The 26,439-nt window shown below is 72.0% G+C and carries 19 protein-coding genes; 13 read left to right on the forward strand and 6 right to left on the reverse strand.

Annotated features, from left to right (window positions below):
* Positions 1-22: 22 nt before the first annotated feature.
* The 5 genes from WME76_RS27590 to WME76_RS27610 all read left to right on the forward strand — a co-directional run bounded on the left by WME76_RS27590 (position 23) and on the right by WME76_RS27610 (position 10,949).
* Positions 23-6,718, forward strand: coding sequence for an RHS repeat-associated core domain-containing protein (locus tag WME76_RS27590; protein WP_437955258.1), 6,696 nt, complete (start codon positions 23-25; stop codon positions 6,716-6,718).
* 3 nt (positions 6,719-6,721) lie between these two features.
* Positions 6,722-7,189, forward strand: coding sequence for a competence protein ComJ (comJ, locus tag WME76_RS27595; protein WP_437955259.1), 468 nt, complete (start codon positions 6,722-6,724; stop codon positions 7,187-7,189).
* A 106-nt stretch (positions 7,190-7,295) separates the two neighbouring features.
* Positions 7,296-7,571, forward strand: a complete 276-nt coding sequence (locus tag WME76_RS27600; RefSeq protein ID WP_437955260.1) for a hypothetical protein — start codon at positions 7,296-7,298, stop codon at positions 7,569-7,571.
* 202 nt (positions 7,572-7,773) lie between these two features.
* On the forward strand, positions 7,774-9,162 hold the full coding sequence (locus WME76_RS27605) for an IS1380 family transposase (RefSeq protein WP_437955192.1): 1,389 nt from the start codon (positions 7,774-7,776) through the stop codon (positions 9,160-9,162).
* A 215-nt stretch (positions 9,163-9,377) separates the two neighbouring features.
* Positions 9,378-10,949, forward strand: a complete 1,572-nt coding sequence (locus WME76_RS27610; RefSeq protein WP_437955261.1) for a hypothetical protein — start codon at positions 9,378-9,380, stop codon at positions 10,947-10,949.
* Positions 10,950-11,112: 163 nt separating this feature from the next.
* Here WME76_RS27610 and WME76_RS27615 read toward each other — a convergent pair whose 3' ends face one another.
* Together WME76_RS27615 and WME76_RS27620 are read right to left on the reverse strand one after the other, a co-directional pair.
* Positions 11,113-11,784: a DUF2378 family protein gene (locus WME76_RS27615; RefSeq protein WP_437955262.1), complete on the reverse strand. Its 672-nt coding sequence runs from the start codon at positions 11,782-11,784 to the stop codon at positions 11,113-11,115.
* Positions 11,785-12,125: 341 nt separating this feature from the next.
* The gene (locus tag WME76_RS27620; protein WP_437955263.1) at positions 12,126-12,671 is read right to left on the reverse strand and encodes a DinB family protein; all 546 of its coding nucleotides are present in this window, start codon (positions 12,669-12,671) and stop codon (positions 12,126-12,128) included.
* 211 nt (positions 12,672-12,882) lie between these two features.
* Between WME76_RS27620 and WME76_RS27625 the strand changes: the two genes are divergently transcribed.
* Positions 12,883-13,278, forward strand: a complete 396-nt coding sequence (locus WME76_RS27625) for a VOC family protein (protein ID WP_437955264.1) — start codon at positions 12,883-12,885, stop codon at positions 13,276-13,278.
* A 274-nt stretch (positions 13,279-13,552) separates the two neighbouring features.
* The gene (locus WME76_RS27630) at positions 13,553-14,266 is read left to right on the forward strand and encodes a M15 family metallopeptidase (protein ID WP_437955265.1); all 714 of its coding nucleotides are present in this window, start codon (positions 13,553-13,555) and stop codon (positions 14,264-14,266) included.
* Positions 14,267-14,275: 9 nt separating this feature from the next.
* Here the strand turns inward: WME76_RS27630 and WME76_RS27635 are convergent, their stop codons facing one another.
* Positions 14,276-14,767 (reverse strand): acyl-CoA thioesterase, encoded by a 492-nt coding sequence (locus WME76_RS27635; RefSeq protein ID WP_437955266.1) that lies wholly within the window; start codon positions 14,765-14,767, stop codon positions 14,276-14,278.
* Positions 14,768-14,854: 87 nt separating this feature from the next.
* Positions 14,855-17,686 carry an ATP-binding protein gene (locus tag WME76_RS27640; protein WP_437955267.1) on the reverse strand — a complete coding sequence of 944 codons (2,832 nt, stop codon included), beginning with the start codon at positions 17,684-17,686 and terminating at the stop codon, positions 14,855-14,857.
* 105 nt (positions 17,687-17,791) lie between these two features.
* Here WME76_RS27640 and WME76_RS27645 point away from each other — a divergent pair, with 105 nt between their 5' ends.
* The gene (locus WME76_RS27645; protein ID WP_437955268.1) at positions 17,792-18,916 is read left to right on the forward strand and encodes a hypothetical protein; all 1,125 of its coding nucleotides are present in this window, start codon (positions 17,792-17,794) and stop codon (positions 18,914-18,916) included.
* 108 nt (positions 18,917-19,024) lie between these two features.
* Here WME76_RS27645 and WME76_RS27650 read toward each other — a convergent pair whose 3' ends face one another.
* Together WME76_RS27650 and WME76_RS27655 are read right to left on the reverse strand one after the other, a co-directional pair.
* Positions 19,025-19,651: a hypothetical protein gene (locus tag WME76_RS27650; protein WP_437955269.1), complete on the reverse strand. Its 627-nt coding sequence runs from the start codon at positions 19,649-19,651 to the stop codon at positions 19,025-19,027.
* A 147-nt stretch (positions 19,652-19,798) separates the two neighbouring features.
* Positions 19,799-21,205: a penicillin-insensitive murein endopeptidase gene (locus tag WME76_RS27655; RefSeq protein WP_437955270.1), complete on the reverse strand. Its 1,407-nt coding sequence runs from the start codon at positions 21,203-21,205 to the stop codon at positions 19,799-19,801.
* A 280-nt stretch (positions 21,206-21,485) separates the two neighbouring features.
* Here WME76_RS27655 and WME76_RS27660 point away from each other — a divergent pair, with 280 nt between their 5' ends.
* The 5 genes from WME76_RS27660 to WME76_RS27680 all read left to right on the forward strand — a co-directional run bounded on the left by WME76_RS27660 (position 21,486) and on the right by WME76_RS27680 (position 26,346).
* Positions 21,486-22,244, forward strand: a complete 759-nt coding sequence (locus tag WME76_RS27660; RefSeq protein WP_063827168.1) for a CoA transferase subunit A — start codon at positions 21,486-21,488, stop codon at positions 22,242-22,244.
* A 29-nt stretch (positions 22,245-22,273) separates the two neighbouring features.
* Positions 22,274-22,939, forward strand: a complete 666-nt coding sequence (locus WME76_RS27665; RefSeq protein WP_437285182.1) for a CoA transferase subunit B — start codon at positions 22,274-22,276, stop codon at positions 22,937-22,939.
* Between the two features lie 10 nt (positions 22,940-22,949).
* Complete coding sequence (accD, locus tag WME76_RS27670; RefSeq protein ID WP_437955271.1) at positions 22,950-23,807, forward strand: acetyl-CoA carboxylase, carboxyltransferase subunit beta; 858 nt, start codon at positions 22,950-22,952, stop codon at positions 23,805-23,807.
* Positions 23,804-25,135, forward strand: coding sequence for a bifunctional folylpolyglutamate synthase/dihydrofolate synthase (locus WME76_RS27675; protein WP_437955272.1), 1,332 nt, complete (start codon positions 23,804-23,806; stop codon positions 25,133-25,135). The genes accD and WME76_RS27675 overlap by 4 nt, the downstream gene beginning before the upstream one ends.
* Before the next feature lie 155 nt (positions 25,136-25,290).
* Positions 25,291-26,346, forward strand: coding sequence for an SDR family NAD(P)-dependent oxidoreductase (locus WME76_RS27680; protein WP_437955273.1), 1,056 nt, complete (start codon positions 25,291-25,293; stop codon positions 26,344-26,346).
* Positions 26,347-26,439 lie beyond the last annotated feature (93 nt).

A 26,439-nucleotide genomic window follows, 5' to 3' on the forward strand; every position in this document is an offset into this window, starting at 1 on the left:
CTTCTGCGCGAGGGAGGCTGTGATGACGCCTGTTCCGCGGTGCATTGTGCGGGCGTTGATCCCGCTCGCGATGTTCGTGGTGTGTGTGCTGGCGCAGGCGGGGTGTACGTGCGCACCCGAGCTCCAGCCGATTCGTCCTCAGGGCACCATCGCCTGCAGGACACGAGATCCGGGTGTGGCCCCGAGAGCGGGCGATGCACATGGGGTCGAGACCGTCGCCGCCGGTGCGATACCGGGGACATTCTCCGTCACGAGCACGGGCGAGGCGACCTATGTGATGCCGCTGGCCTCGGTCCCGGGGCGCGCGGGCGTGGAGCCGCGGCTCGCGCTCCATCACGACAGCGGCGCCGGCGAAGGCCTCCTCGGGGCGGGCTTCTCCATCGCCGGGCTGTCCGCGATAACACGATGTCCAAAGAACCTGGCGCAGGACGGGGAGATCCGGGGAGTGGCGTACGATGGGGACGACGTGCTGTGCCTCGACGGCAAGCGCCTCATCGCGGTGGGACGAGCACCGCGGACCATCGAGTACAGGACGTTCCCCGACACGATGGTCAAGGTGGTCGGGCACCACGCTGCGGAAGGGAGGGCGTCCGCGGAGGCGCTGTTCTTCGAGGCGATGATGCCGTCCGGGCTCGTCATCGAGTACGGGCGCGCCGACAGCGGCAAGCCGCGCGCGCTGGGCGGCGCCCCGCGCGCGTGGCTCGCGACCAAGGCGCGCGACGGCCGCGGCAACGCCATGACCTACGCGTACTGCTTCGCGGACGCCCAGGAGGGCTTCACGGCGGAGTACGCGCTCGACGAGATCCGATACACGAGCTTCGAGGGCGAGCCGGCGCTCGCGCCTTCGCGGGCGGTGCGGTTCGTGTATGAGACGAAGGAGCCGGCCGAGGTCCGGACATCCTACGCGGGCGGCATGGCGCTCCAGAGCGCGTTGCGCCTCGGCGAGATCCAGATGCTCGGCGCGGGCGATGCGCTGGTCCGGCGTTACGGGTTCACGTACGAGGTCAGCGAGGCGACGCGGCGGAAGCTCCTTGCGAATGTCGAGGAGTGCGCGGGCGACGGCGTCTGCAAGCCGCCCACACGCTTTCAGTACAGCCGCGGCGAGGCCGGGTTCCGGAGGATCGCGACGAGCATCGCCCGTCCGACCTCCAGGAAGGCCAGCCCGATGCTGTTCGACATCGACGGCGACGGGCTCGACGACCTCGTGCTCCCGGACGCGCACGCGGCGCTCAGCACGCCCCGGAATCCTGTGACGAACTGGCTCGTCGCACACAATCAAGGTTCGAGCGAGTCGGAGGCTCACCTCGCGCCCGCAACCCTGGCGCTCTTCGAGGACTGGCCGGTGGTCGCCGATGCCCACGGGCCCGCCGATCCGACGCTCCTTCAGCCGGAGCTCGGGACGGCCATCGACCATGACCAGGATGGCCGGATGGACGTCTTGCTCCATGACGTTCACGGCGCCACCGACACCTGGCATGTGCTGCTGGCCCGGCCGGACCGGAGCTTCGAGGTCCACGACACGGGCATCCGCCGGCCATTCCCGCTCCGCGTCCCGCCGCCCGGGCTGAGCATGCCCCAGGGCGCCATGCACCTCGCCGACGTGGACGGCGATGGGGTACCCGACCTGGTCCAGTGCGACGACCACAGCCGCGAGCTGACCCAGAACCCCCTCGAGGCGACCTGGTTCGTCCACCGCTGGAAGCCGGAGCGCGACGGGACGCCGGCAGGGTTCGACCCCGAGGGGGAGTCGCTCGCCCCTCTCAACGGGTTTCCCTGCGAGATGGAGATCCAGACCCTGGACGTGAACGCCGACGGCAAGGTCGATCTCGTCGTGGCGACCGTGCTGACGTTCAGCGATGGCACGATGCTCCCCGCGTCGACCTACGCCGCGCTCACCCGCGGGCGCGACGGGAGCTGGGAGGTGTTCGACACCGAGCTCCCCCAGCCCGCTCCGGGCGGCCGCACCGTGTTCCTCGACGTCAATGGCGATGGCCTGCCCGACGCCGTGCAATCCGGCTTCAGCCATCGCGGGCTCCGTACGACCCTCAACACGGGGACGACCTTCGACGCGCCGGCGGTCGACAGCCTCGGACCGGTCGGCCTCGGCGATCAGGACACGTTCTTCCGGCTCGCGACGCCGCTGGACTACAACGGCGACGGGCTGCAAGACCTGCTCATGCCGGTGCCGCCGGGCACCCTGCCGGGCTCATCCCTCGCGCTGCCCTCCTGGGCCGTCCTGCAGGCGACGGGCGCGCGCGACGGGCCGACGTTCGCGCTGGTCGACCCGGAGATCCCGTTCGAGGCGGCGGTCGGGGACGCCGTCACGCTCGCCGAGCCGCAGGGGCCCCGCGTCGGGGACGTCAGCGGCGACGGGGCCCAGGACGTGGTGCTGCCGATCGGCGGCGTCTTCACGATCTTCCAGAACCTCGCGGCCGATCAGGATCTCCTCGTCGCCGTCTCCGATGGGATGAACGCGCACGAGCCGACCGACGCGGGCTTCGTGCCGAACGTGAGCGTCTCTTACGGCCATCTCATCGACGCTTCGATCACGAACGACACCGCCGCGGAATCTCCGGAGCGGGAGAGCATGCTCTACCTCTCCCGTGACGACGCCGCGAACGAGTGCGCTTACCCGCGGCGCTGCGCGGTGGGGCCTCGGCGGGTCGTCAGCGCCTACGCGATCAACAACGGCGCGGACCGGCCGCGGCGCTTCGAGGTCCGGTACCGCGACGGGCGCTACCATCGCCACGGGCGCGGCTTCCTGGGCTTCGGTGAGCGCGTCCTCGTCGATCTCGACACCCGCGCCGGGACGGCCGAGCGCTACGACAATGTCACGTACGACGGCGAGCTCGAGGCGTTTCCGTTCGCCGGACAGGTGGAGCAGGAGCGGCGCTGGGCGCCGGGGTTGCCGGATCAGCCCAGACCGGACCGGATCGAGCTCTCGTTCCTCGACGTGAAGCGGACGCTGGTGCCCACGAGCGACGGCGCGAGCTATTTCACGCTGCCGACCGAGCGCCGGATCCGGCGGGCGCAAGGGGTGTATCCCCCGGAGCGCGGCGCCGCGCCGACGGTGGAGGCGTACGTCGATGGCGTCGAGCGCGGCGGAGGCGGCGCGACCGTCCTGCGCGACTCGCTCGCGAAGGTGACGGAGTTCGACGCGTTCGGCAACGTGCGCGCCGAGGAGGTCTCGACCGGCGGCGTCGACCTGACGCTCGGCGTCGAGCGCACCTACAAGAACGACACCGAGCGGTGGGTTCTCGGCCAGCTCCAGACGGAGAAGGAGTGCAGCGCGGCCGCGGGGCTCTCGCAGTGCCGCACCCTGACGCGCACGACGACGGTCCATGGCGAGATCGACACCGAGTCCATCGACAGCGACGAGGGCATCCCCGACACGAAGCTGGATGTCGTGGTCACGCGGGACGCGTTCGGGAATGTCACGGGGGTCACGGCGGACGACGCGTTCGGCCACCATCGGTCGTGGAGCACGACGTACGACCCCGAGGGGATGTATCCCGAGACGCACGTCGACGCGGCCGGCCACACCACGCGGGTGGAGCACGACGCCGGGCACGGCGCGCTCCTCGAGCGGGAGGATCCGAACGGGCTCGTGACCGAGTGGAGGTACGACGGCTTCGGCCGGCTCGGCCTGGAGATCCGGCCGGATGGCACGCAGACAACGGTCGCGCTGTCGCGCACCAGGGACGGCGGCCCGGATCAGGCCGCCTGGCGCGTGGTGCAGCGGACCACGACGACCGGCGGCGCCGACGACGAGGTCGAATACGACAGCCTCGGCCGCCCGATCCGGTGGTCCTGGCACGGGCCTGCCGTGGAGGGCGCCACGGGCGAGCCGCCGCGCCTGATGCAGCGGATCGCGTACGACGCGCGCGGCGAGCACATCGCGCAGCGCTCGGTGCCGGTGCGCGAAGGCACGCCGGAAAGCGAGCTCCTGGTCGACGTCTACGAGCACGACGCGGTGGGCCGCGAGGTGCGGCACACGACGCCGTGGGGTGCGGTCGTGGCGACGGAGCACGATGGCCTGCGCGTCGAGATCACCGACGCGCTCGATCACGTGACCGTGGTCGAGCGCGACCCGCTGGGGCGGCCGGTGGCCGTCACCGACGCGGCGCTCGGGGTCACCCGCTCTTCGTACGGCCCGTTCGGCGCGCTGTACGCGGTCACCGCGCCGGGCGGCGCGCTCACGCGCACCACGCGCGACGCGTTCGGGCGCGTGCGGCAGCTCGACCATCCCGATCGGGGCACGACCCTCTTCACGAACGACGGCTTCGGCGAGCTGGTCTCGTCGACCGACGCGCTCGCGCGGGTGACGACATTCGCGCACGACGCGCTCGGGCGCACCGCCTCGCGCGTGGACGAGGACGGCGCCGAGCGGCGGACGACCACGTGGACGTGGGACACGGCGGAGAACGGCATCGGCAAGCTCGAGGCGGTCGCGAGCCCCGATGGGCAGAAGACGTACACGTACAACGGGCACGGCAAGATCGAGACGGTGACGCTCCGCATCGACGGGGAGCGCGCCCTGCTGACGAGCCGGCTCGACTACGACGCGCTCGGCCGCGTCGCAACGATCACGTACCCCACGCCGGCCGGCGCGGCGCCGTTCGTCGTGGCCCACGACCATGACGCCCACGGACACGTGATCGGCGTGCGCGACGGCGTGACGCGCTCTCCGTACTGGCGCCTGACCGACGTGGACAGCGCGGGCCGCATCCGGGAAGAGGCGTTCGGCAACGGCGCCGCCGTCACGGAGCGGAGCTACTACGCGGACAAGCAGCGGCTGGAGAGCCTGGTGACCCGGAGCGGCGCGACCCTCGTGCAGGACCTCGAGGTCGGCTACGACGCGCGCCTGAGCCTCGCGTACCGGACCGACGCGCTCCAGCCGCAGCACCGGGCCGAGCGGTTCCGCCACGACGCGCTCGATCGGCTGACGTGCGCGTACTTCAGCCCCACCGAGAGCGCGTCGGCGCCGTGCGCGCTCCGTTACGAGCACGACCTCGACGGCAACCTCACCTTCAAGTCGGACGTCGGCACGCTCTCGTACGACGACCCGCTGCACCCGCACGCCGTCACGGGGGCGGGCGGTGGCAGCTTCGCCTACGACGCGGTCGGCAACCAGATCGAGCGCCCGGGGGGCGTGCGGGTGCGCTACACGCCGTTCGATCTGCCGGAGACGATCACGCGGGGCGCGAGCACCGTCTCGTTCGCCTACGACGGCGACCAGCAGCGGATCCGCAAGACCACGCCGGACGAGGAGACGATCTACTTCGGCGATCTGGTCGAGCGGGTCACCGAGGCGGCGACGGGCGCGGTGGAGCATCGCTACCACGTCCACTCGCCGGAGCGGGTGGTGGCGATCGTGACCCGCGGAGGCGCCGAGCCGGGGACGCGCTACGTGCACGTCGACCACCTCGGCTCGGTCGACGTGCTCACCGACGAGGACGGCGACGAGATCGAGCGGAGGAGCTACGACCCGTTCGGGCAGCGGAGAAACCCGGAGTGGGGACAGCCCGCGCCGGCGTCGTTCTCCAGCGAGACGACGCGGGGATTCACCGGGCACGAGGGCGATGACGAGCTCGGGCTCGTCAACATGCGGGGCAGGATCTACGATCCGAGGGTCGGGCGGTTCTTGACGACCGATCCGATCGTGCAGGCGCCGCTCTCGGGTCAGAGCTGGAACCCGTACAGCTACGTGCGCAACAGTCCGCTCAACTACGTGGATCCGAGCGGGTTCCAGGCCGAGCTACAAGCGCCTGACGGGTCGCAGCCTGCAGGGGGCCTCGGGGATGACGGACTCCCCCTATCTTGCGAGGGCGGGTGTAAGGCGTTCTCCAGAGGCCCTCGGCCCCCATGGCGCACGCCCAAGCCCGCGAATGCCCCGGACGCGGCAAAGGCCGCGGAGGTCGGCGCGACGACGGCGCCTGTCGACGTGAGCACGACCGGAACCTCGTCGGGCTACGCGCCGCAGCCGGTGACCGTCTCGCCGGAGCACGCCGGCGCCGGCGGCCCCGGGACCGTCGTCGGCCAGACGTTGCTGGGCGCCGCGGAGGGCACGCGCGATGTCGGGGTGGGAATCGCGCGGATGTTGGTGCTGAACGCGCTGACGTTCGGGATTTACAGCGGTTACGAGCTCGGCGGAGCGATCGTGGAGGGCCACGAGGAGGGCGGGATCCTCGGCGCGCTGAACGCCGTCAACCCGCTCTACCACATCGGGCAGGGCGCCGCGGACACGGCGCTCGCGATCGACCGTGGGGACTACCGGGAGGCGGGCGCGGCGGCGACCAGGTCGGCGATCCTTGCGGCGGCCACCATCTTCGGGATGGGAAGAGGACTGGGGGCGGCCGCGGAGGAGTCGGCGGCGGTCGGAGCCGCCAGAGGGGGAGCTCCGGCAATCCGGGTGCCGACTTCCCGGTACCCGGAAACGGCCGGACACATAAGGGATGCACAGGCGGCCGGGCACCCGTCAATCTTGACGATCGATCGCGGGGGGACAGCGGCACGACGAGCCGCAGCGCTTGGCAACTACGAGAAGCTTCCGGGCAAACATCTGGATGAATACCCGCCAGCGATGTTCAGGGAAGGTGGTTCTGGGGCGAGCGTTCGTCCGGTTTCGCCAGCAGACAACATGGGCGCAGGGGCGTGTATCGGAAACCAGTGCCGGGGTCTCCCCGACGGCACAAGGGTCAGAATCGTCGTGGAGTAGGCCATGTCCGCCATCATTTTGGAAGTCGCGTATTCACAAATTTCAGCATTCCAATCAAACCTAAAGAACCCATTCAACGACTGGACCGACAGGCATACAGCACAGGGATTTTCATGGAGGCCGGGCAGCGTATCCTTTCGTACTCTCGATGCAGAGGGGTCAGCCACGGTCACCGTGGAAAAGGGCACGACGCTCGACGTTTCGCCATCGACGATCAGAGCGATTCATGTTCCGTTCCATGTTCCAACCGGCGTTGGCGTGGAGGTGGGTACCATCATCGAGACAGTCGAATTTGAACTGCCGGCGGGAGACTACACGCTGCTCTTCGAGCATGGACGGCGCGACAGTTCAGGGATGTGGTGCAAGTTTCGTTTCGTACCAGGCACCACCTACCCCAGGGTTCTTCGTGCCGATGAAGCGCTTTCCCCAGAGGAGGAACTGTTAATGGACGCGCAACCAGCGGCGCCGTAGATCCCGCGCGACCGGAAAGATGAGAGATGCGTTCGGCTCTCATGGCGGAGCGAGGTGCATCCCCAGGGCCGTGGAGGGTTCACCTTCTGGGGAAAGGATTTCTGACATGGCGAAGCTACTGGACTTGATCGCCGAGATCGACCAGATGGATCGTGGGGACGTGATCTGCGCGAAGCCGGAATGGCGCCCCGACTCAGAAGCGAGAGTCTTCCGACTGACTGAGGACTACCGCGTCACCGACGAAGCAAAGGCCCTTGGCTACGAGTATCTCCTCGAAGTCGACACAATTCGACGGATCCTCGAAGAGTTTCGCAGCCGATCAGACGCATCAATCAACGAAAAGTGCGAGCGAATCATCCACTACGCCACTTACGACGCATAGCGACTAGAGTGGACACCGCACGGAGGGAGCGATGAGCGTGGCAACTCGAATCTCGATCGCTCCTCACCCCGACCAGTCCACTGAGCACGGCACTGAACGTGGATTTCGCGCCTACCATGCCGATCCGGGGCGTGAGAAATCCGGCGAGGTAAACGGAACGCCTTGAAAGAAAGGCTCGGCGTGGCGACCCGCCCGGGTTGCTATGACCAAACGAAGACGCACGCCGAGCACCTCCAAGGTGCGCCGACGCGAGCTCGGGTTCAAGAGCAAAGGCGATGGGCGGCACCAGGAGCGAATCCGGCGGCCAGACCCTTCCAGGATTCACGTCGAGCCCTCGGAGAAGAACCTGACGGGCATCGCAGGACTTGCTCCCTTCGGCGCCTTCCTCCGGGAGCTCGGCGTCGACGCGGCCCTGAGCCGCAGGTTTTTCCGGCTGAAGACGGGCCGTTCGGTCATCTACCCAATGGCCGCACAGATGCGCCTGCTGATGGACTGCGCGCTCGCCGGCGAGGAGCGCGTCTTCGGCATCGAAGCGCTCGCCGTCGATCCGCTCTTCGTACGTCTCGCAGGCGGGGTCGTTCCGAGCATCGACACCGTCTATCGGGACCTGTGCCGCTTCGATGAGCAGGCGCTCGAAGCGCTGCACAGCATGGTCGTCGACCACGGGCTCGCCCTCGTTGCTCGCCGAAAGCACCGGTTCGTGCACATTGACGTCGATACGACCGTGGAGCCGCTCTTCGGGATGCAGGAGGGGGCGCTTCCGGGCCCGAACCCGCGCTACCACGGCCGGCCGAGCTATCACCCGATCCTGGCGCGCATCGCCGAGGCCGACGCTATCGTGGGAGCCAAACTGCGACCCGGCGATACGAGCTTCGGCGAAGCCGATGTACCGTTCGTCGAGGAGTGCATCGACCGGGCGCGCGCCGCAGCGCCAAGCGCGGTCATCTACGTGCGGATCGATGGCGCGGGCGATTGCAGCGCGCTGATGCACGCCGTCGCCGCGAGGGGATGCTTTTTCCTGACCAAGGCGCGGATGAGCCCCGATCTGGTGGGCATGGTCGCACACGCCACCGGATGGCGTACCATCGACCGGGATGCCGACGGTCGTCCTCGACGGCAGGTGGCCGAGGTGCCTTTCCGGCGCGGCGATTGGCCGGATGGGGTCCGCGTCATCGCCGTACGCACACGCGACCGGGAGAACGGCAAGCAGATCTACCTTTGGGAAGGCCTCGACTACACGGTGCAGGTCTTCTTGACCAACGAGCCGGTCGAAGCGCCGGAAGATGTAGCGGCGCGATATGACCTGCGCGCGGGCATCGAGCCGCTCATCGGCGATCTCAAGCACGGGTGGGGATGCGGTCGCGTGCCGAGCCACTGCTTCAACGCCAATCATGCCGCGCTGCTGTTGAAGCTGCTGACCGCCAACCTGATGCGCCGCTATGTGCTGGACCACGTTCCGCAGCTCGCGAGCTGGCGAACGCCGTGGCTTCGCCGCGCGCTGATCCTCGTCCCGGGAAGGTTGGCCCGGTCGAGCCGGGGCACGAAGCTGCACGTGCCGGAGCGCTCGCAGCTCGCCCGCTGGCATAATTGAGCCCGAAACCAGCCGAAACCATAGCGGGGGTAAGGGGGGCGTGTGTTTTCGTGACGCTCTGGAAGCGCATCGTTGTAATCGGCGTCGCATTCGTCAGCGGAACGCCGCTGGCGCGTCGCCGTCGGCCCACTCGTGCCCCATGGGCGCGAAATCTACGCTGAACGAGCCACCGCTCATCCTTTGGACTACGAACAAAGGAAGAAGCTGGAGCCCGAATGAACAGCTTCGACGCTCATAGCATGGCCAGACTGTATACTCTGCGCTCGAAGGTCAACGTGAGCGAAGGAACAACCACGAGAATACATGGCTCCGTCCTCAAGCTGGCAGCGATCGTGCTCCTCACGGCCTCCTGCTCCGAGGTCCCCCCCTCGGCGACGCCCACCGACGTGCGTCGCAGGCCCAGGATCGAAGAGTGGCGAGCCGCGCGGGCGCTCTCCGATGCGTACGTCCCCGAGGTCCGGGCCGGGAACCTCGTCGCGCTCGGCAAGACCCGCGTCCCCTTCGCGCTGTACATCAACTCCGTGCACGAACGCCTCCACCCCATCTACGAGGAGGAGCTGACGGCTGCACGCAAGGCGACCCCGGAGCTCCGCGGCGCTACGGACATGGCCGTGCTGATCGAGATCGTCGTGAACCAGGCGGATGGCCGTCTCGCTCGCCTGGGCGTCGTCAAATCACCGGCACGGTTGTCCTCTGGGTCTATGTGGAGCCCGACGGTTCCGCCCGCTCGGTGCAGAAGGTGCAGCGCGCCGGCGTCCACGGTGGGGGGACCGCCGCCGCCTTGCAATCCGCGGTGGGGGGACCGCCGCCGCCTTGCAATCCGCGGTGGGGGGACCGCCGCCGCCTTGCAATCCGCGGTGGGGGGACCGCCGCCGCCTTGCAATCCGCGGTGGGGGGACCGCCGCCGCCTTGCAATCCGCGGTGGGGGGACCGCCGCCGCCTTGCAATCCGCGTGGAAGGCGTGCTGTGCGCTTGTCGAGACGCAGGGACGGCGATACTCCGGCCGGATGGCCAACTCCGCATTTCTCGCCCGCCGGCTCACGCCGAGCGGGTGCATCATTGCAGGAACCAAGCTCGCCGCTCACCGGGAGGCGTTGAAGTCGAAGAAGATCAAGATGTCTGCCAAGGTCGACGCGGCCGCCCATGCCGTCATCGCGGCCACCGGGGCCCTCGAGGCGCTCGGGGGCACCGACGCCACGATGGTGGAGATCGATCGCGGCACCGACCGGTGCATCGGCGCCTTCAACAGCCAGCTCGACTCCATCGAGCGCGCGTTCGATCATGACGGCATCCTGCCGCTGACCGAGGACGAGGCGGCGCGTCGCGGCGACGCCTTGCTGGTGCGCTCCGAGGTGCTCTCGTCGGGCATCGACTTCATCCGTCTCGTCCATTCCCAGCAATGGGTGCGCATGAGCGCGATGATCAAGGCGCTCGAGCGCAAGGACGTGAAGGCGGCTATCGAGCGACTCGGGCTCTCGGCCGAGGTGGGTCGCCTGCGGCGCTGGACCGAGCTGTACGGGCAGAAGCTCGGCGTCACCGAGGCGAAGAGCGCTGATCCGGCGATCAAGGCGGTGGAGGCATGGCACGAGGCCTACGGCACGCTGATGGTCCAGGTCCACGCCGAGTACGACGACGACAAGGACGAGACGCACGCGCTGCTCCGCGACAGGCTGCTCTCGCCCTACGAGGAGGCGGCGGACGAAGCGCGGCGCGCCGAGCAGCGGGCGCGCGCCGCCGTTGCCAGGAAGAAGTCCCAGCCCGTTGAGCCCGAGCCCCAGCCGCTCTGAACGCTCGCCGCGCCCGCGGCCCCTGAAGAGCGCTCGATAACCCGCCTCGATCCTTCGCTCCCCCTGCTGCCCGCACTCCGCTTCTCGTCGAGCGCCCAGCTCTTCACCGAGCGCTCCGCCACCGGATCCCCCTCCCCTTGACCACCGTAGCGCCGGCGCGGGCCTACCAGCTCACGACGAACTGCAGCGCATCGGGCCCTCGCACATCCACCGAGATGGTCGGCTTGGCGCCATAGCCCAGGACGAGCGCCTCGAAATTCCCGAGCGGGTACTCCAGCACACCGCGGAAGCCGCCGATGTCGATCTGCACCTCCGACGGCCCGAGCTGCCGCGCCCGCGCCGACGGGCCCTTCACGAGGGCGCCGAGGCTGCCCGTGTAGCGCATCAGCGCGGCGCCCGGATCGGTCGCGAGGTGCATCGTGATCCGGCCGAGCGCGCTCTCCCGGAAGGCCGCCACCTGCTGCCGCGCGAGGCGACGGTAGGCCTCGCGCGAGCTGCGGTTCGGGTGCGAGAGGCGCGCCGCCGCGTCGTAGAGACGCAGGAAGTCGCGCATCGGATAGTCCGAGAACGGCAGGTAGAGCCCGCCGCGGGGCGGGCTCGACAGCGTCGCCACCACCTGAACGAACCGCTCCCCGAGCGTCGCCGCCAGCGCGTTGAAGAACATCCCCTTCATCGCGTAGAACTCGGGGACCACCGCCACCACACCGTCGATGTCGACGTTGCCGAGGAGCGGATCGGACGGACGTACCTCGAAGGACGCGCCGTTCGGCCCGACGAGCGTCCCCTCACTGGCCGGCGCGCTCGCCGGCATGACGCTTCGAGGGACGGTGCGCATGACACCGCTCCTGGGGATCGGCGTCTCGTTCGCCTGCCGGCGCTGATCGCTGCGGACCTCTTTCATGGGGAGCTCGCGCGCAAAAGACCTCGACTCGGGACCACTTGCGGCAACCACCGCAGCGGAGGGAACATCGTCCGACGGTGCAATGGCCATGCCGTCTCACCCTGAGACGAGTACCGCGCGAACACGGGGGTTCTCGCGAGATTTCCCTTGCATGGATGCAACGCCGCTTCAGCGCTGCAACCGGAGGCGGCGGCGAGGACGGTCCGGCGCCTCCGCTCGGCCCGAGCGCGCGTATGCCCAGGTACATCACCGTGCGCCCCGCCCGAGGCGCCGCGTCACCGCACCGGCAGACCGAGCTCGCGGAGCTCTGCCTCGCGCAGCGGCAGCTCCGCCGCCATGAAGAACTCGTCGAGCTGCGGCGGCTTCACGCGCGTGCCGGCGAGCATCGCGTGCGCCTGCCCACGGTGGTGGATCTGGTGGACGAAGAGGTGCAACAGCACGCCTCCTACCCGATCGACCTGCACGTAATCCTCGCGCTGAATCTGCACCTCGTCGTCGATCGCTGCGTCGCTGGCGAGCCGCTCGCAGAAGGCGATGAGGCGGCGGTCGGCCTCGCGCTGCGCCTGCCGCAGCGCGGCGAAGTCGGTGAACGGCGCGACGTCCTTGAAGATGGCGAGGCCGCGGCCGCCGCGCTCGAGCGCGTCGAGGTAGTACCAGTCGACGTGCAGGATGTGCGTCAGGGTCTCGTGGATCGAGGGGAAGAAGCTGGTCCGCTCGGCCGTGAGCTCATCGAAGGTGAGCTCGGCGCACGCGCGGTGGAGCCGGTGGTTCGACCAGGCGTTGTTCTCGGCCATGGAGCGAAATGTGAACAGCGAGTTCATGCGCGGGAGTATCGCGCGCCGTTCGTCCCTCGAGCCACCGCATGTCGCCCGGCGGCGGCGGCGTGACAGCGTCGGCGCTGCCGCGCCTGCCGAGTTCGCGCGCCGCCGCCCCGGACCGCGCCGGGGGCCCTCGTCTCCTGACAGCACGCTGTCAGGAGGGCGGTCCCATGATGCCGTCGCGTGCGGGCCGGACGCCCGCAAGGAGGACCTCATGAGCGCAGCCATCGGCGGAGTGATGATCTATGTGCCCGACACGGTGGAGGCCGCGGCGTTCTACGAGCGCGCGTTCGGCTTCGAGCGGAAGTTCATCTCCGGCGACAAGGAGTACTGCCAGATGCAAGGAGACGTGCCGCTCGGGTTCGTGCAGGAGGACTTCGCCCAGAAGAGCCTCCCTGAGTTCGTGAAGAACCGGGCCGGCGCGCGCCCGCCCGGGTTCGAGATCTGCGTCGCCAACAAGGACGTCGACGCGGCGTTCCAGCGCGCGGTCGAGGCCGGGGCGACGCCGGTCGAGCAGCCCCACGACGTGCCCTGGGGCCAGCGGATCTCCTACGTGCGCGATCTGAACGGCGTGCTCGTGGAGATCTGCTCGCCGTGGAGCGTCCCATGAGACCGGCCGCTGGGCGGCCGCGCGGCGCGCTCGCCATCCGCGATCCGTCGCGCGCGATGGTGTCGCTGCCGTGCAGCCGCGCCCTCCCGGAGACGCAGCGCGCCATCCCTCGGCTGGGTGCGCCCCTGAGCGCGCCATCCCTCGGCTGGGTGCGCTCCTGCCTCCTGACAGCGCTCTCCTGACGGCCACTTGCGGCAAGTCCTTGCCGCCCTTCGCTCGGCCTGCTTAACCTCCGCGCGTGAACGCGAACGGCCGGACACGGGTGCATCTGCTCGTGGCAGCAGCGATCGCCCTGCTCGCGGCCGGCCCCCTGGGGCTCGGCGACGGGCCCGTGGCCGAGGCCAAGGAGACCGCCCGGGCCAAGAGCAAGAGCAAGAAGCCGAAGCAGGTCGAGTGCCGCCCGCAGAGCCCGCAGAAGTTCCTGAAGCGGCGCACCTTCGTCCAGAAGGGCATGCTCGTCCCGAAGAAGCACGCCAAGGCGGTCCGCTACCTCGCCGAGCGCTACGGCCACGTCGAGACCGAGGAGACGCGGCGCTTCAACCCGGAGAGCGCGCACTCCCAGGCCACGACGGTGCAGTTCATGGGCCTGCCGCTCTCCATCCACGAGAAGATCGCCCCCCCGCTCCACTGCGTCGAGAAGCGGATCCGCGCGACGTGCTCCGGCAAGCCGCGCCGCTACACGCCGCGCGCGGTCGGCGGGTTCCGCACGGCGAACAGCTACCGCGGCGCGGAGATCTCGAACCACCTCTTCGGCATCGCCGTCGACATCGACCCCGACCGCAACCCGTGCTGCGGCTGCGTCGATCCGTGGCCCACGAGCCCGCTCTGCCAGGAGAAGAAGCGCACCGCCTACGAGCGCACCGCGCTCACCCGCTGCTGGATCAAGGCGTTCGAGCGCTACGGCTTCGACTGGCTCGGCCACGACGACCTCGAGGACACGATGCACTTCGAGTTCCTCGGCAACCCCGATCGCTTCACGGCGAAGTAGCGCGAGCGGTCACGCGCCGCCGCGGCCGCCGCTGCGTCGGGAGAGCCGGCGGGCGCGCCGCTCGGCCGCGGCCTCGGCGAGGGCGCGATCCTCGTCGGTCTCCAGCCGGAGCGGCCGCACCGCGGTCGGCTTCAGCGACGCGTCGACCGCCACGAACGTCACGAACGCCGTGACCGTGGGCCAGACGTCGCCCGTCGCCGCGTCCTCCCCCTCGACGGACACGAGGATCTCGAGCGACGTGCGGAAGGTGGCCGTCACCCGCGCCGCGAGGCGGACGACCTGGCCGACCTTGATCCCGCGGTCGAACGAGAGGTCGTCGATGCCGGCGGTGATGACGGTGCTGCCCGTGTGCCGCTGCGCGCAGATGGCGGCGCACAGGTCGATCCAGGCGAGCACCTGGCCCCCGAAGATCGAGCCGAGCGCGTTCGCGTGCGTCGGCAGGACGTACTCGGTCATGGTCGTGACCGAATCGGCGGCGCGCTTCGCGGGCTGGGCGTTCACCCGGCAGGCGTATCACGGGCCGCCGCCCGCGCCAGAGCACGCCGGCCCGCGCGCGCCGCCCCCGGCGCCGCGCGCGCCGCTCCGGCGTCAGCTCGACGTCGACGCCGTGCCGGGCCCCGGGAACGACGGCTCCTCCGGGGCGGAGGAGGCCGCGCGCCCGGGGCTCGACGCGACCGGCGGCTTCGCGAGCCCCGGCGGGCCCGTCGGGAGCGTGGGCTCGTCCTCGAGGCGCGCCGCCGTGATCTTGAGCCGCCCGAAGATCGCCTCGGCCCGCTCGTTCATCGTCACCGCCTCGCGCCGCGCCGCCATGTTCGCGACGAAGCTCCGGTCGGTCGTCAGGAACCGCGCGTAGGCCTGGAAGGTGCGCGCGAGCTCGAGCTCGTTCCCCGTCTCCTCGAAGATGCTCACCGAGCGCGCGAAATAGGCGCGCGCGCTCTTCGTGTTCGCGCTCCCCCAGCCGCCCGCCGCCGTGATCTCCCCGAGCGTCCGCAGCGCGATCCCGAGGTGCACCTTGCTCCGCACCGAGGCGAACAGGTCCACCGCCCGGCTGATCGAGTCGCGCGCCTTCTCCAGGTCGCCCCGCAGCATGTACGCCTTCCCGAGCGCCCGCCGCGCCTCGGCGAGCCCGAGCCGGTCGCCGAGCTCGTCGCAGAGCTCCTCGGCCTGCTGCAGCACGCGCACCGCCTGGTCGGGATCGCCGCTCCGGTAGAGCGTCCCGCCGATGTTCGTCAGGATCAGCGCCGTGCGGTTGCGATCCCCGACCTGCCGCGCCACCTCGAGCGCCTCCTCGAACAGCTTGAGCGCGCGGCGGTGGTCGCGCTGATCCTGCGCGACCATGCCGAGGTTGTTCAGGCTCATCACGACCCCGAGCAGGTCCGAGATCTCGCGCCGGATCGCGAGCGACCGCTCGTACGTCGCGAGCGCCTGCTTGAACTCGCCCGAGTCCTGCAGGGCGAGGCCGAGGTTGTTCAGCGAGAGCGCGATCGAGCGGCGATCCCCCATCTGCTCGCGGCGGGCGAGCGCGTCGCGCAGCCACTTCAGCGCCTCCTGGTACTCGCCCCGGAGCCAGTGCAGCTTGCCGATGTCGTCGATGGTCGAGGCCTTCCCCCGCTCGTCCCGCGCGCCCTCGAACAGGCGGAGCGCGGTCGTGAGGTGCTTGCCGGCCTCGTCGAGCGAGCCGCTGTCGCGGTAGAGCCGCCCGATGCGGTTGTGCGCGGCGCCGCCCTTGCGCCGGTTGTCGAGCCGGTAGGCGAGCGTCAGCATCTCGCGGAAGGCGGCGAGCGCGTCGTCGATGCGCCCGGCGAGCTGCAGGACGTCGCCGTAGTCGTGGAGCGCGTCGATGCGGCGCGCGACGTGCCCGTCGCCGAGCAGCGACAGCCCGCGCGCGTAGTACTCCGCGGCCTTCGCGTTCGAGTAGCGCCCGCGCGCCACGTCCCCGGCGTCGAGCAGCGACAGCCCCGCCCGCACCGCGTCGCCGATGCGCTCGCGGTGCGTCGCGAGCTGCGCCAGGAACTCCTCGCTGGCGCGCACCGCCACCTGCTGCTCCAGCCACTCGGCGACCGCGTGGTGATACCGCCGCTGGGCCGCGGCGCTCATCCGCTTCTGGAGCGCCTCGCGCTCGTTGTCGTGCACGAACACGTACTCGTCCGAGCCCGCGAAGCTCGACTCGCCCTGCTTGCGCAGGTAGCCGCGGTCGCACAGCGAGCGGAGCGCGGCGTGGATCCGGTCGAGGTCCCTGTCGCTCTCCTCCTCGCCCCACAGCTCGGGGGCCTGACAGCCCGCCCGGCCGAGCACGAACAGCGCGCCGCTCCAGAACACCGGGCCGATCGTCGCGGCCTGCTCGAGCAGCAGCCGGCTCTCCTGGTCGAGCGCCGCGAGGCGGACGTTCACGGCGTCCTCGACGGTCATCGGCAGGCTCGCCGTCGACAGCTTCCCGAGGTGCACGCGCCAGCGCGGCCCGCCCGCGGAGTCGGGCGAGAGCTCCTCGATCACGCCCTGGTCGTGGCAGATGCGGACCATCTGCTCGAGCAGCGCCGGGTTGCCGTTCGCGAAGGCGCACGCCGCCTCGACGAGCTCGGGCGGCGCGCCCGGCCGGGGCTGCGACTGCGCGCCCGCGGCGTCGACGACGACGACGTCATCGCTCCCGCTCGGCATGCAGGGCGCGAGCAGCGCCCTCGCCATCGCCGCCGACTCGGCCTCGGCGAGCGGCGCGAGCTCGATCAGCGCGTGGCGCCGCTCGCCGACCTTGCCCCAGTCGTCCTGGCGGGTGAGCAGCTCCGGGCGGGCCACGCAGACGATCAGCACCGGGCCCGCGAGGTACTCGATGAGGTAGCGCAGCAGCGAGAGCGAGTCGTCGTGGGCGGCGTGCAGGTCCTCGAAGACGAGGCACAGCGGGCCGTGGGCGGCGTCCGCCTCGAGGAACGCCTTCAGGACGGCGCGGCGGATGAGGTCGGCCTGCGCGGGGTCGTCCTGCACCGCGCGGGTGAGCGGGCTGTCGCCGAACGCGAGCCCGATGAACTGGCCGAGGAAGTAGATGACGTCCCCGACCTTGCGGTCGCCCATCACGTGCGCCGCCTGCGCGCGGACCTCGGCGCGGGCGGCGTCCTTGTCCATGCCGTCCGAGAGGCCGAAGCGGGCGCGCAGGAGCCGCGTGAAGATGCCGTACGCCGACGCGATGTCGCCGGCGCTGCCCGAGGTGACGCGCAGCGCGGAGGAGCCCTGGCGCTGCCGCTCGAGGAACTCGCGCACGAGCCTGCTCTTGCCGATGCCCGGGGGGCCGACGAGCGTCACGGCGCGGGTGGAGCGCCCCCTCTCGACCGCCTCGAGGGCGCGCGCCAGCGCCGACAGCTCGGCCTCGCGCCCGATCAGCGGTGCGCGAGCGGGCGGCGCCGCGCCAATTGCACTGTCCTCTCGGCTCATCTCCCCTTCTGGCCTCCACGTCCCCCGGCTGCCGCAGCGCGGGACACGATGTTCGGAGCCTATACCAGGTTCGGCTTCCGTGGCGTGTGCGGTAAGCTGCAGGGCGTGGATGACGAGGTCACGGGAGGGCCGCGGAGCGCGGGCAGCACGGCGCGCGACGCCGCGGAGATCCGCGGGCGCATCGCGGCATGCTTCAGCCTGGCCGAGCTGCGCCGCTTCGCGCAGGAGCTCGGTGTGCCGGATATCCCCTGGGAGCGGGGGATCAAGGGCGCGGCGCACGAGCTCGTCCGCCGCTTCGAGCAGCGGCGCGAGCTCTGGTCGCTCGTCGAGCACCTCCGCGCCGTGAGGCCGCTCGTGGAGTGGCCCGACCTACGAACGGTGCCGCCCGCGTCGTCGGTCGGACAGGCGCACACCGACATCCCGCGGCCGGCGCCGCTGCCGAACCTCTCGCCGCTGCAGGCCCCCTCGCCTGCCGCGCAGATCCCGCCGACGCTGGCGCCGCCGCCGATCCCGCCGACCACGCGCACGCCGGGCGTCCCCGTGCCCGAGCCCACGAGGGCGCGCGCGCCCGGCGCCGCGCCGGCATACCGGCCGGCCGGCGCCCCGGGCGCCGCCGAGCGAGCGCCGGCGCGCGCGTCGCGCCGCGTCGACTCTCGCCTCCTGCTCGCGGCCCTGGGGCTCGTGGTGGCCAGCCTGGTCGTCGCCTTCCTGATCGGCAGGGCGTCGAGCGCGCCGGGCGAGGAGGCCGCGCGCGCGGGCGACGGCCGCGCGAGCGCGGCGCCCGCGAGCGCCGCGCCGCCGGCGCCGCGGCCGGACGGGGTCGCGGCGCGCGCGGCCGCCGCGGTCGAGCGCCGGATCGAGAGCGTGGCGCGGGCGTGCGAGATCCCGCCGGGCGCGGCGGAGGACGTGATGCGCCGCGCCTTCGCGCGCTGCGGTCCGGCGCCCGCGCTCCCCGCGCAGCGGGCGGCGCAGGGCGGTCCGCCGGACGCGGAGCCCCCGAGCGCGCCGCCGCCCGCTGCGGCCGCGGAGCGCCGCGCGCCCGCCGCGGCCGGCAACCTCCCGGCGGCCGGCAACGCCGGGTGCTTGGGCGCGTGCGAGCGGCGCCACAAGGCGTGCAGGGCGACGCGATGCGGCAGCGAGCCCACGCAGAGCAGCCAGTACGAGCGCTACCAGAGCTGCCTGTCGACGTGCCTGGAGGAGGCGTCCAGGTGCCGCCTCGGCTGCCTCTGAGCGCCGGGCGGTAGGCGCGAGCGCGAGGGCCGCGCGAGCGCGAGCGCGAGGGCCACGCGGGCGGGAGCCCAGGGACCGGCGCGGGTGAGCGCGCCCGCGGGCCGGGCCTCAGATCGGCGGGCGGCTGCGGCGCATCACGCTGACCGTGGCGGTCGGCTGGTGCTCGGGGCAGCCGGTGCGGCCGGACGTGCTCGGATCGAAGTCGATGCGGAGGCACGTCTTGCAGACGCAGAGGTACGCGTCGTGGAACTCGCGGTAGCTCAGGATGTCGGCGGCGAACAGGCTGAGGACGATGTCGCTGAGCAGGTCCTCCTCGCGCGGGGACGGCTCCCAGAGCGCGGCGTCCCCGGCGGGGCGCACGCGCCCGCCGCTGACGGCAGCGGCGAGGAAGCGATCGTCCGCGGCCGGGGGCATGAAGGCGCGGAGCGAGGCGAGCACGCGGAACCGCGCCGCGTCGACGAGCCCCTGGAGCTCGGGCTCGTCAGGATCCGCGGAGACGGCCGGGCAGAGCGTCACCTGCTCGGAGAAGCCCTCGGTCACGTGGCCCGGGCGCGGCATCCACCCGGGCGCCACGAGGTGCTTCTCGAACCACGCCGCGAGCGCTGCCGCGCTCCGGGGCGGCCTGTCGACGAACGTGAGCGCGGCGAGCAGCGCGCGGCGATCATTGCCCCTGGCGATGAGCGAGGGAGCGGAGGGAAGCGTGGGAATCGAGGTGTGGGAGTCCGCTTGACGCATGAACACCCCCCTTCAACTCCCCCAGTCTGCACGCGGATTTCTCGCCGGGTCTAGACGGGAGGACTCCCGGTTAGGGAATGCGGGGCCACCTTCGACGCACGGCGTTATCCGATCGGCGCTAGCGCGGGGGAGCAGGGATCGCGGGTCTCAGTCCGTGATCTTGAGCGCCCCGCTCTCGTCGAGCGCGCCGCCCGCGTCGGCGCCGTCGGAGTCTGCCTCGAGCTCCTCCTGGGACGCGGAGGGCGCCGAGCGGCGGAGGAACGACAGATCGAGGCCGCCCATGGGCTGCTGCGCCGCCGCGCGCGCGGCGGCGAGCGGGAGCGCCTCTCCGTCGCCCGCTCGCGGCGAGGCCCGGCGCGCCTCCTTCTCGGGGCGCGGCTCCTCCCGGCGGGAGCCGTCGCGGCGCGGCTCTTCCGGGCGCGCTCGCTTCGCGGGATCGCGCCCGCTCGCCTCGGTCTCGCGGGGCCGCTTCGCGGGCGCCGCGGTCGCAGCGTTCGCCTTCTCGGAGCGCGCGGCTCTTCCCGGCGCGCGCGCGGCCGGGGTCCGGAGCGCCTTTGCCGCCTTCGCCATCCGCGCGCGCGTGCGGAACGAGGGCGCGTTCTTCGCGAGCTCGATGCAGGTGCCGCGCATGGCGCCGGGGCAGGAGATGCGCACGTGCATGTGGTCGTCGTGCGGCTCGGAGCCGGTCGGCTGCATCATGGCGAGCTGCGCGCGGACGAGCAGCGCGCGGGAGACGCCGATGCGCTTGGCGTGGGTGACGAGCGCGTGCCGCAGCGGATCGGAGATGAAGATGTGGCTCACGCGGGCGCGCGGATCGGTGAGCAGGTGCTGCACGAGCAGCCAGTTGCGCGGCACGTCGAAGCGCGCGCCGGGCATGTTGGTCGACGCGAGCCGGGCGTTGAACCGCAGGAAGAACGGCGCGTGCACCTGCTTGCCGCGCGCGTCGAGCGCGTAGAAGCCGAGGTCGACGTCGCGGCCGCTCTCGTGGGAGCCGTGCCGGTGGACCTCACCGCCGCGCTGGCGCGACAGGTCGCCGACCTCGAGCACGGCGCCCGGGTATCTCCTGGCCACGCCGCGCGCCGCGCGCTCGATCATCCCGACGAGCGCCGGCAGCCCCCACCGCACGTCGGCGTGGGCGTAGGCGGGCACGACGCGGATGTCCTTGCGCGAGGAGTCGAGCCGCACGCCCCCCTCGAGGCGCCCCTCGTTCGGATGGCCGACCGACGAGGCGGGCGTCGGGGGCGCGGCCTTGCGCTTGGCGGGCTCGGTCGACCTCGCGCCCGCGTCGCTGGCGCGCGGCCGGTGCCCCTTGGCCGGGTCCTTCGCGAGGCGCGCGCGCGGCGTGCGCGCGGTGACGCCCTTCGCGCCGGCGCCCTTCGCGCCGGCGCCCTTCGCGCCGGCGCCCTTCGCGCCGGCGCCCGCGCGCGGCGACGCCCCGCGCGCCGGTGACGCCGCGATGGATCGCGCCGGCGCTTCCGTCGCGGCGTCGGCTGACCGGAAGCCGGGCAAGGAGAGCGCCAGCATCGTGAGCAGCAGGGGGAGCGGTCGAGGCACACCGGTCCGTTACGGGGTTTCGGCGCGCAGGGCCAAGAAGCCGGCGGCCCTGTCGCGCCGCGCGGTGGAGCGACCGTGGACGTACGAGCGCCTCCACCGAAGGCGAGCGCGCCGGCGCTCGCCGCGCGCTGGCGCGGCTCGACGCGCGGCGCCGCGGGGCGACGAGCACGGCCGGCGCCGCCCGTCCCCTGTGCCGCGCTGCGGCGCCGCCGTGACGGCGTGCCGCGGCGGCAGCGGAGGCTTTTGCCTCGCGGCCAGTTGGGCTACCTCTCGTGCGGCCATGGACAAGGTCTACAAGAGCGCGCTGGATGCGGTGAGGGACATCCCGAGCGGCGCCACGGTCCTCGCGGGCGGCTTCGGCCTCTGCGGCATCCCGGAGAACTGCATCGCGGCGCTCCGGGAGCTCGGCACGAAGGATCTCGTGGTCGTGTCCAACAACTGCGGCGTCGACAGCTTCGGGCTCGGGGTCCTCCTCCAGAACCGCCAGATCCGGAAGATGATCTCGTCGTACGTCGGCGAGAACAAGGAGTTCGAGCGGCAGTACCTGAGCGGGGAGCTCGAGGTCGAGCTCACGCCGCAGGGCACGCTGGCCGAGCGCATCCGCGCCGGCGGCGCCGGGATCCCCGCGTTCTACACCCCGACGGGCGCGGGCACGGCCATCAGCGAGGGCGGGCTGCCGGTGCTCTACGACGCCGACGGCACGGTGAAGAGGTACTCCGAGAAGAAGGAGATCCGGCAGTTCGACGGCCGCGACTACGTGCTCGAGCCGGCCATCCGCGGCGACTACGCCCTCGTGAAGGCCTGGCGGGGCGACCGGTTCGGCAACCTCGTCTATCGCCACACCGCCATGAACTTCAACCCGATGATGGCGATGGCCGCGAAGGTGACGATCGCCGAGGTCGAGGAGCTCGTGGAGGTCGGCTCGCTCGACCCGGATCACATCCACACGCCCGGGATCTTCGTGCACCGGATCTTCCAGGGCGAGCGCTACGAGAAGCGGATCGAGCGGCGCACGGTGCGGAAGGCTTCGGCGGCCTAGCCGCGCGCGGCCCAGGGACAGGGGACACGATGGGACTCACGCGGGAACAGATCGCGCAGCGCGCCGCGCTGGAGCTCAGGGACGGCTACTACGTCAACCTCGGCATCGGGATGCCGACGCTCGTCGCCAACTACATCCCCGCCGGGATCGAGGTGGTGCTCCAGAGCGAGAACGGGCTGCTCGGCATCGGCCCTTACCCGGTCGAGGGGTCGGAGGACCCGGACCTCATCAACGCCGGCAAGGAGACGGTGACGATGCTGCGCGGCTCGGCGATCTTCTCGAGCGCCGAGTCGTTCGCGCAGATCCGGGGCGGCCACATCGACCTCGCGATCCTCGGGGCCATGGAGGTCTCCGAGAAGGGCGATCTTGCCAACTGGATGATCCCCGGCAAGATGGTGAAGGGGATGGGCGGGGCGATGGATCTCGTGGTGAGCGCGAAGCGCGTCGTCGTGATCATGGATCACGCGGCGAAGAACGGCGCGCCCAAGATCCTGAACGAGTGCGCGCTGCCCCTCACCGGGCGGGGCGTCGTCCACCGGATCATCACCGACCTCGCCGTGCTCGACGTGACGCCCGAGGGGCTCGTGCTGCGCGAGCTCGCGCCAGGCGTGAGCGCCCGAGAGGTGCAGGAGAAGACACAACCAACGCTCCGGGTCCCCTCCGACGTGAAGGAGATGGACCTCGGGAGCGCCTGAAGGTGCGCCGATGACCTGGCCCGAAAAGACCCTGCCGACGACCGACGCGAGCGAGAAGCGCTCGCTGGGAGCGGGCGTGTTCCGTCGCTGCGACGGCTGCGCGCACACGCACGACGCCGCCGAGCTCGCGCGCACCTTCGAGGTGTGCTCGCAGTGCGGCCACCACCACAAGCTCGACGCCGACGGCTGGCGGCGGCTCCTGCTCGACGACGGCGAGCTCGCCCAGTGGGACGACCACCTCGCCCCGAACGATCCGCTCCGGTTCAGCGACGGCAAGAGCTACCGCGACCGCGTCGCGGCGCTCCACAAGAAGGGCCGCGCGAAGGAGGCGATCGAGATCGGCCGGGCCAGGCTGGACAGCCGCGACATCGCGTACGGCGCGTTCGTCTTCGCCTTCATGGGCGGGAGCATGGGCTCGGTCGTCGGCGAGAAGATCGCCCGCCTGTTCGAGCGCGCGGCCCGCGAGGAGCTCCCGGTCGTGCTGCTCCAGTCGTCGGGCGGCGCGCGCATGCAGGAGGGCATCCTCTCGCTGATGCAGATGGCGAAGAGCGTGTCCGCGCTCGAGCGGTACCGGAAGACGCGGCTCCCGTTCCTCTCGGTGCTGCTCCACCCGACCACGGGCGGCGTCGCGGCGAGCTTCGCCTTCCTCGGCGACGTGAACATCGCCGAGCCCAAGGCGCTCATCGGCTTCGCGGGCCCCCGGGTCATCGAGAACACGATCCGGCAGACGCTGCCGGAGGGCTTCCAGCGGGCCGAGTTCCTGCTCGATCACGGGATGGTCGACGCCATCGTGCCGCGCCTCGAGATGAAGGCGTACCTCGGGACGCTGCTCCATCACCTCGCGGGCGGTCGCCGGGCGCGCCGATGAGCGCCGCGGCGCCGCGGCTCCCGGCGCTGCTCGAGGCGCTGGGGCAGCGGGCGCCCCGGGGCATGGTGCTCGGGCTCGACCGGGTGCGCGAGGCGCTCGCGGCGCTCGGCGACCCGCACGCCGGCCTCGCCGCGGTGCACGTCGCCGGCACCAACGGCAAGGGCAGCGTGTGCGCGATGGTCGAGTCGATCGCGCGCGAGGCCGGGCTCCGCACCGGCCTCTACACGTCGCCGCACCTGTCGCGCTTCGCCGAGCGCATCCGCATCGGCGGGGAGATGATCGGCGACGCGGCGCTCGAGGCCGCGCTCTCGGCCGCGCTCGAGCGGGTCCCCTCGCCGCTCACGTTCTTCGAGGCGCTGACGGTGGCCGCGTTCGTGGCGTTCCGCGACGCCGGGGTCGACCTCGCGATCCTCGAGGTGGGGCTCGGCGGGCGGCTCGACGCGACCAACGTGATCGCGGCGCCGCTCTGCACGGCGATCACGTCGATCGCGTTCGATCACGAGGCGCTGCTCGGCCCGACGCTGGCCGACATCGCCAGGGAGAAGGCCGGCATCCTGAAGCCGGGCGCGCCCGCGGTGCTCGGCCCGCTCGATCCCGAGGCGGACGCCGCGATCGAGGCGGCCGCGCAGGCCGTCGGCGCCGGGCCGCGCGTCCGCGTCGCGCGGGCGGAGCACGGCGGGCGCGCGGGCGAGATCGCGGTGGGGCGCGCGGGGAGCGCGGGGCCTGGAGCGCGCGCGACCCGCGTCGCGGGGCCAGCGCGCAGCGCGATCGAGGTGGAGCTCGGCCTTCGGGGGGCGCACCAGGCGGAGAACGCGGGCGTGGCGTGCGGCGTCGCCTGGCAGCTCGCCGGCCGGTGGCCCGACATCGAGCGGGCGCTGCCGGCGGGGCTCGCCGCGGCGCGCTGGCCCGGCCGGCTCGAGCGGCTCGACGCGGGGGGCGCCCAGGTCCTGCTCGACTGTGCGCACAACCCGCACGGCGCGCAGGCGCTCGCGGCGTGGCTCGACGAGGAGGGCCCGGGCGCCGCGCGCACCGCGCTCGTGTTCGGCGCGATGGCCGACAAGGGGTGGGGCGAAATGCTACAGATGCTCGCGCCGCGCGCGCAGCGCCGGTTCTACGTGACGCCGCAGGGCCGCGCGGCCGCCCCGCTCGAGGCGCTGCGCGAGGTCGCGCCGGGCGAGCCGATCGGCGACCCGGGCGCGGCGGTGGCGGGGGCGATCGAGGGCGCCGCGCCGGGCGAGCTCGTCGTCGTGACCGGCTCGATCTACCTCGTCGGCGAGGTGCGGTCGGCGCTGCTGGGCATCACGCCGGATCCGGTCGTGACGCTCTGAGCCGGCGCGAGCTCGGAGCAGACGCGAGCGCTGAGCGGGCGCAAGCGAACACCGCCAGCGAGCACCGCAGAGGACCGCCGCGGGAGCGCCCATGTGCAGGCGCGTCGCTGCCCGCCGGCGCGCCGGCTGGCACGCGCGATGCCGGTTCCGGCGCCATGGCACTCATCAAGAAGCGACGTTCGCCGGTGCTCTTCCCTGCGGCAGCCCTCGGGGCGGCCGCGCTCGCGCGGACGGCGTTCCGCGCCCTGCGGCGGCTCGACCTGCGCGGCCGGGTCGTGGTCATCACGGGCGGCTCCCGCGGGCTCGGGCTGCTCCTGGCCGAGGAGTTCGGCCGGCACGGCGCGCGGGTGGCGATCGCCGGGCGCGACGCCGGTGCGCTCGACCGGGCCGCGCAGCGGCTGCGGGCGCTCGGGATCGAGGTGCACGCGACGGCGTGCGACCTCGGCGACCGGGCCGCGGCCGAGGCGTTCATCGACGGCGCGGCGCGCGCGTTCGGCCGGATCGACGTGATCGTGAACAACGCCGGCGTGATCCAGGTCGCGCCGATGCAGGACCTCAGCGCGGAGGAGCTCAACGAGGCGATGCGCTCGAACTACTGGAGCGCGGTCCACACGACGCTGAGCGCGCTGCCGCACCTCGAGAAGCAGGGGCGCGCGGCGCGCATCGTGAACGTGGTGTCGATCGGCGGGCGCGTCGCCTTGCCGCACCTGCTCGGGTACAACGCGTCGAAGTTCGCGATGATGGGCTTCTCGGAGAGCCTCCAGGCCGAGCTCTCCCACGGGAGCGCGCGCGGCCCGCGTGTCACGACGGTGATCCCCGGGCCGATGCGCACGGGGTCGATCTACAACGCCGAGTTCGGCGGCAACCAGCAGCTCGAGTTCGGCTGGTTCGGCCTGGCCTCGTCGATCCCTGTCGCGACGATCGACGCGCGGCGCGCGGCCCGGCGGGTGGTGGCGGCGGCGCGGGAGGGGCGCCCCGAGGTGAAGCTCGGGCTGTCGGCGCACCTGCTGAGCTGGGCGCACGGGATCGCGCCGCAGGCGACGGTGCGGTTGATGGGCCTGGTCAACGCGCTCCTGCCGGCGCCGCGCGGCGTCGAGGGCACGACGCGCGGGAGGGACCTGCGCACGCCGGCGCAGAGGTCGGTGTTGCTGCGCCTGAGCAACGAGGCGGCGCGGCGCAACAACGAGGCGCCGCCGGAAGCTGCGCGATGAGCGCGACGAGCGGCCGCTCCGCCGATACGGCGCGCGGCGCGGCGAGCGCGCCTCGGTCCCACGCCGGCGATTGCCCGTAGGCTGCCTTGGCAA

It is taken from the genome of Sorangium sp. So ce119, from assembly GCF_051524405.1.
Taxonomy (GTDB): Bacteria; Myxococcota_A; Polyangia; order Polyangiales; family Polyangiaceae; genus Sorangium; species Sorangium cellulosum_G.